5 protein-coding genes are annotated in these 6,400 nt (G+C 62.9%); 1 reads left to right on the top strand and 4 read right to left on the bottom strand.

Annotation, left to right across the window (positions count from 1 at the left end):
* From alaS to B4E36_RS05705, 3 genes are all read right to left on the bottom strand, one after another.
* The coding region (gene alaS, locus B4E36_RS05695) for an alanine--tRNA ligase (protein WP_345900092.1) at positions 1-1,919 on the bottom strand (1,919 nt) is incomplete at its 3' end.
* Between the two features lie 135 nt (positions 1,920-2,054).
* On the bottom strand, positions 2,055-3,140 hold the full coding sequence (gene recA / locus B4E36_RS05700; protein WP_292058996.1) for a recombinase RecA: 1,086 nt from the start codon (positions 3,138-3,140) through the stop codon (positions 2,055-2,057).
* A 198-nt stretch (positions 3,141-3,338) separates the two neighbouring features.
* Entirely contained in the window at positions 3,339-4,988 is a 1,650-nt protein-coding gene (locus B4E36_RS05705) for a SulP family inorganic anion transporter (protein WP_292058998.1), read from the bottom strand.
* A 122-nt stretch (positions 4,989-5,110) separates the two neighbouring features.
* On the opposite strand from B4E36_RS05705, the gene B4E36_RS05710 reads away from it, so the two are divergent.
* Positions 5,111-5,965: an AraC family transcriptional regulator gene (locus B4E36_RS05710; RefSeq protein ID WP_345900093.1), complete on the top strand. Its 855-nt coding sequence runs from the start codon at positions 5,111-5,113 to the stop codon at positions 5,963-5,965.
* 6 nt (positions 5,966-5,971) lie between these two features.
* Here the strand turns inward: B4E36_RS05710 and B4E36_RS05715 are convergent.
* The coding region (locus tag B4E36_RS05715) for a MurR/RpiR family transcriptional regulator (RefSeq protein ID WP_345900094.1) at positions 5,972-6,400 on the bottom strand (429 nt) is incomplete at its 5' end.

Consider the following 6,400-nt stretch of genomic DNA (forward strand, 5'->3'; position numbering starts at 1 on the left):
CCTTCGGCGATTGCGTCGTCGACGCTCATCAGCCGCGTGGAGACCGGGGCGTTCTGCAGCACGATCTCGTTGGCCATGTCCTCGACTTCGGCGAGTTCCTCAGCACTAAGGGGTTTGGGGTGTGAAATATCGAAGCGCAGCCGCTCGGGCGCGACCAGCGAACCCTTCTGGGCGACGTGATTGCCGAGCCGCTCGCGCAGCGCCTCATGGATGAGGTGGGTGGCCGAGTGGTTGGCGCGAAGCCGGGAGCGGCGGGCATGATCGACTTCGAGCGAAACCGGCTCGCCGCGCGCAATCTCGCCCTTCTCGACGGTGGCATGGTGAACGAACAGGCCGCGCCCCTTCTTCTGCGTGTCGGTCACGCGCAGAACCGCCTTGTCGGTCCGGATCGTGCCGGTATCGCCCATCTGGCCGCCGGATTCGCCATAGAACGGCGTCTGGTTGACGACGAGGGCGACGGTATCGCCCTCTCGTGCGGCTTCCACCGAAGCGCCATCCTTGACGAGCGCCAGGGTGATGCCCTCGGCCTTTTCGGTGTCGTAGCCGAGAAACTCGGTCGCCTCGTGCTTTTCGCCAAGCTCGAACCAGATCGTCTCGGTCGCCTTGTCGCCGGAGCCCTGCCAATGGGCGCGGGCTTCGGCGCGCTGGCGGTGCATGGCATCTTGAAAGCCGGAAAGGTCGACATGAATACCGCGGGCGCGCAGGGCATCCTGGGTGAGGTCGAGCGGGAAGCCATAGGTGTCGTAGAGCTTGAAGGCGGTTTCGCCGTCCAGGCTGTCGCCCTTCTTCAGCTCGCGGCTCGCCTCGTCAAGCAGCGTCAGACCGCGGTCGAGAGTCTTGCGGAAGCGGGACTCCTCCAGCTTCAGAGTCTCGGAAATCAGCGCCTCGGCGCGATGGAGTTCGGGATAGGCGCGGCCCATCTCGCCGACCAGGACCGGAATAAGCTTGTAGAGCACCGGCTCGCGCGCGCCGAGCAGTTCGGCGTGGCGCATGGCGCGGCGCATGATCCTGCGCAGCACATAGCCACGGCCTTCATTCGACGGCAGGACGCCGTCGGCGATCAGGAAGGCGGAAGAGCGCAGGTGATCGGCGATGACGCGGTGGCTGGCGCGGTGCTCGCCCTCGGCCTTCACCCCGGTCAGGTCAACAGACGCGGCGATCAGGTTGCGGAACAGGTCGATGTCGTAATTGTCGTGCTTGCCCTGCAACACGGCCGCGACCCGCTCAAGACCCATGCCGGTGTCGATCGAGGGGCGCGGCAGGTTCTCGCGGCGGTCGGCGGAAATCTGCTCATATTGCATGAACACCAGGTTCCAGATCTCGATGAACCGGTCGCCATCCTCTTCCGGTGAACCGGGCGGGCCGCCCCAGATATGGTCACCATGGTCAAAGAAGATTTCGGAGCAGGGGCCGCAGGGGCCGGTATCGCCCATCGACCAGAAATTGTCCGACGTCGCGATCCGGATGATCCGCTCCTCGGGAAGACCGGCGATCTTCTTCCAGAGGTCAAAGGCCTCGTCGTCCTCGTGGTAAACGGTGACCAGCAGCTTGTCCTTTGGAAGTGCGAATTCCTTGGTGATCAGGTTCCAGGCGAGCGAGATCGCGCGTTCCTTGAAGTAATCCCCGAAGGAGAAATTGCCCATCATCTCGAAGAAGGTATGGTGGCGCGCGGTATAGCCGACATTGTCGAGGTCGTTGTGCTTGCCGCCGGCGCGCACGCATTTCTGCGCGGTGGTCGCGGTGGAATAGGGCCGCGATTCCAGACCGGTAAAGACGTTCTTGAACGGCACCATGCCGGCATTGGTGAACATCAGCGTCGGGTCGTTATGCGGCACCAGCGGACTGGACGCGACGACCTCATGACCGTTCTGCCGGAAGTAGTCGAGGAAGGTCGACCGGATTTCATTCACGCCATTCATGCTGCGCACGTCCCTTTGAATTCTGGTGTGTCCGTTTCCCGGCTTTTAACGACAGCCGAAGATACTGTCCAGACAAGAGAAAACAGCGGCCCGATAAAGCCGCTGTTTAATCAAATTCACAAAGTGCGACGAAGCTTATTCGTCGTCGGTCCCGGTGGCAGCACCATCGTCTTCACCCGTATCGAGAAGACCTTCGGAAAGCAGGCCGGCATTCTGGCGAAGCGCAAGCTCGATCTCGTTGGCGGTCGCCGGGTTGTCCTTCAGGAACTGCTTGGCATTCTCACGCCCCTGGCCGAGACGCTCGCTGTTATAGGAGAACCAGGAGCCGGACTTCTCGACAATGCCGGCCTTTACGCCGAGGTCGACAAGTTCGCCGGTCTTGGACACGCCCTCGCCATACATGATGTCGAACTCGACCTGCTTGAAGGGCGGCGCCATCTTGTTCTTCACCACCTTCACGCGGGTCTGGTTGCCGACGACCTCGTCGCGATCCTTGACCGCGCCGATCCGGCGGATGTCGAGGCGGACGGAGGCATAGAATTTCAGTGCGTTGCCGCCGGTGGTGGTTTCGGGCGAGCCGAACATCACGCCGATCTTCATGCGGATCTGGTTGATGAAGACGACCATGCAGTTGGAGCGGGAGATCGAGCCGGTGAGCTTGCGCAGCGCCTGGCTCATCAGCCGCGCCTGCAGGCCGGGGAGGCTGTCGCCCATCTCGCCCTCGATTTCCGCGCGCGGGGTGAGGGCTGCAACCGAGTCGATCACGATGACGTCGAGCGCGCCGGAGCGCACCAGCGTATCGGCGATTTCAAGCGCCTGCTCGCCGGTATCGGGCTGGGAGATCAGAAGGTCATGCAGGTCGACGCCGAGCTTGCGGGCATAGATAGGATCAAGCGCATGTTCGGCATCGATGAAGCCGCAAATGCCGCCATTCTTCTGCGCCTCGGCGATGGTCTGCAGCGCCAGCGTGGTCTTGCCGGAGCTTTCCGGGCCGTAGATTTCGATGATGCGTCCCTTGGGCAGGCCGCCAATGCCGAGCGCGATATCAAGGCCAAGGGAACCGGTCGACACCGTCTCGATCTCGACGATGCTGTCATTGGCGCCGAGCTTCATGATCGAGCCCTTGCCGAACGAGCGCTCGATCTGGGAAAGTGCCGCTTCCAGCGCCTTGCTCTTGTTCACCGATTTTTCCTCGACGAGTTTTAGTGAATTCTGTGCCATGGACCTTATCCCTTGTTGCCGCTGCCGCCTAGACGATTTCAGAAGTTACATATTTGTACTCTATTTGTTCCGTTCCTGCAAGCCCCTGACAAGCCATTGTTTTAGATATGGAATGTCGGATATGTTCCGGTTTTGTATTTCCCCTGGAAAGCTTGTGTACGACGTTACGGGAGGAGGAATGCGCCAGCCGAGCGCGTCTCAGTCCGTCGTTTCGTTTTTGTCGGCTTCGATTCGTGCGGCGGCCTCATCGAGTGTGGCGCAATAGGCGACGCGCGGTTCGGAGATCCCGTGGCTTTCGAGGATCGACCGGACATTCGGCGTCGCGCCGGCGAGCAGAACCCGAACCTTGCGGTGTTCAGCCTTTCCGATCGTGCCCTCCAGCACGTTGGCGGCGGAGGAATCGACATAGGGGACATCGGAAAGGTCGAGCACGAAATTGCGCGCGCCGCCGGCCACCCGGTCGAGCACGGAGCCGACGGTGGCGGCCGCGCCGAAGAAGAACGCGCCGGAAATGCGGTAGACCACGGTGTCGGGATCGGTATTGGCGATCGGCGATTCGGCCCTGGCGTTGTAGTCGGAATAGGGGTTTACGGCGACATTCTTGCCCATGCGGTCGATGAACATGACGGCGCCGAGCGCGAAGCCGGCGACGATGCCTTCTGTCAGGTCGCGGAAGACCACGAGCAACAGCGTGACGAGCAGGATGACGGCATCGCCGCGCGAGGTCTTGAGCAGCGTCCGGATTGCGGCCTTCTCCACCATCGTCCAGGCGACGACGGCCAGAACGCCGGCGAGGGTCGCCAGCGGAATGAAGCGGGCCAGCGGCGCTGCGACGATCATGAACAAGAGCAGGAACAGCGAATGCAGCATGCCGGAAAACGGGCTGGTCGCGCCGGCGCGCACATTGGTCGCGGTGCGGGCGATGGTGCCGGTCACGCAGATGCCGCCGAACAGGCCGGAGGCGATATTGGCCACGCCCTGGCCGACCAGTTCCATGTTGGAGCGATGCCGGCGCCCGGTCATGCCGTCGGCGACGACGGCGGAAAGCAGGGATTCGATCGAGCCCAGCAGCGCGAAGGCGAAGGCATCGGGCAGCACCGAGATGACCTTCTGGACCGACAGCGCGGGCAGGGCCGGGGCCTGCAGCCCACGCGGCAATCCGCCGAACTGGCTGCCGATGGTTTCCACCGGCAGGTTGAACGCGAAGGCCGCGAGGGTTGCCACGGCAACGGCGATCAGCATCCCCGGCCAGCCCGGCCGGAAGCGCTTTACGGCTATGATGATGGCGATGGTCAGCACCGCGATGGCAACGGCCGAAATGTTGGTGGTGCCGACATACTGCGCCAGATAGGCCACCTTTTCGGCGAAGGGCCCCGGCTCCTTGCCGGGCAGGTCCAGCCCGAAGATCGCGGAAAGCTGGCTGGCGAAGATGATGATGGCGATGCCGGCGGTGAAGCCCACCGTCACCGGATAGGGTATGAAGCGGATATAGGCCCCGAGCCTCAAATAGCCGGCCGCGATCATGATCAGGCCGGAGAGGATGACGGCAATCAGCAGGCCGTCAATGCCGTTGCGTTCCACCGAGGCTGCGACCAGCACGATGAAGGCCCCCGCCGGGCCGCCGATCTGGTGGCGGCTGCCGCCCAGCAGCGAAACGAAGAAGCCGCCGATGATCGCCGCGTAGAGCCCTCGGTCGGGCGAGACGCCGGAGGCGATCGCGATCGCCATCGACAGCGGCAGGGCCACGATGGCGACGGTCAATCCGGAAATGGCGTCGCCTTTGAGGCGGGAAAAGGAATAACCTTCGCGCAGAACGCTGACGGTCTTGGGAACGAGACGGGTGGGCATGATCATTTCACCTGGGGCCGCGGATGGGCAGGCGGATCATTGCACCCGGGGGGCGATTCCGCAAGATTTGTCAATGCGACCTGTGTTTGAAAGGCAATGTCAAACGGGAGTGAACGGTTGTGATGAAAGATATGGATGTGTTCGGGACCTATGAGCAAAGGCTGAGGCGGGTCAGCGATTATATTGCGGCCCATCTGGACGACGCGCTCGACTACGCGAAACTCGCCGAGATCGCCTGCCTGTCGCCATGGCACTGGCACCGGATCTATCGGGCGGTGTATGGCGAAACCATCCATGCCACGGTTAAGCGCCTGCGCCTGCACCGGGCCGCCGGCGAACTCGTCAACGGCGCGGCAGGCATAGAGAGCATTGCCGGCCGCGCCGGCTATTCAGGCGTCGCTTCTTTCACACGAAGTTTCAAATCCGCTTACGGAATGGCGCCGGCGACATATCGCGCGAGCGGCGGCCACGCGATTTTCGATAACCCCGTCACCGAGGAGAATGGTGCGATGTACGATGTCGAACTCAGAGAGGAAAATGCCAAGACAGTGGCCGGCGTGCCGCATACCGGCTCCTATATGGAGGTCGACAAGGCCTTTGGCGAGGCTGTCGGCAAGATGGCGGCGGCGGGCTTGTTCCGGCCGGATATGCAGATGGTCGGCATTTATTATTCCGATCCCGGCCTTACCGCTGAGGAGGAGCTGCAGTCTTTCGTCGGCCTCGTCGTGCCCGCCGGCTTTACCCCGCCCGCGGGGCTGGAGCAGCGCGAGATCGCCGGTGGTCGCTCTGCGGTCTTGCGCCACAAGGGGCCCTATGCCGAGCTTCACAAGGCCTATGGCTGGTTTTACGGCAGCTATCTGCCCGCCAATGGATACGAGCCTGCGGACGCTCCGCCTGTCGAGGTCTATCTCAACAATCCGCGCGAAGCGGCACCCCAGGACCTGCTGACGGAAATCTGCATACCGATCAAGGGGTAGGCGGCGTCACTTCTCGCCAAGCTTCAGCGCGGTCACGGCATCGCCGCTATCGGCAATGTAGTCGCCGGCGTCCTGCTGGCGCTGGAGCAGCAGGATGAAGAGGAAGTCGGTCAGCATCAGTTGGGCGTCGCGGGCGGTGATCGCCGAGGAGCGCACCTTTTCCTCGTCCGCAATGGTGTAGAGATTGAGATCGGCCGCGCGGGCGATCGCGTTCTGCTTCGGCCCCGTCAGCGAGATCACGGTGACGGCGCGCTTGCGGGCAAGCTCGGCGATCCGCACGGTCTCGATGCTCGCGCCGGAATAGGAGAGCGCGAACAGCACATCGCCGGGCCTGGCGGCCGAGACATTGGCCATCTGCACGTGACTGTCGGAATCATGCAGCGCGTAGCGGCCGAGCTTTTGCAGCTTGTAGCAGAAATCGCGCGCCACCAGCGA

The organism is Martelella sp. UBA3392 (assembly GCF_002358775.1).
Classification (GTDB): Bacteria; Pseudomonadota; Alphaproteobacteria; order Rhizobiales; family Rhizobiaceae; genus Martelella; species Martelella mediterranea.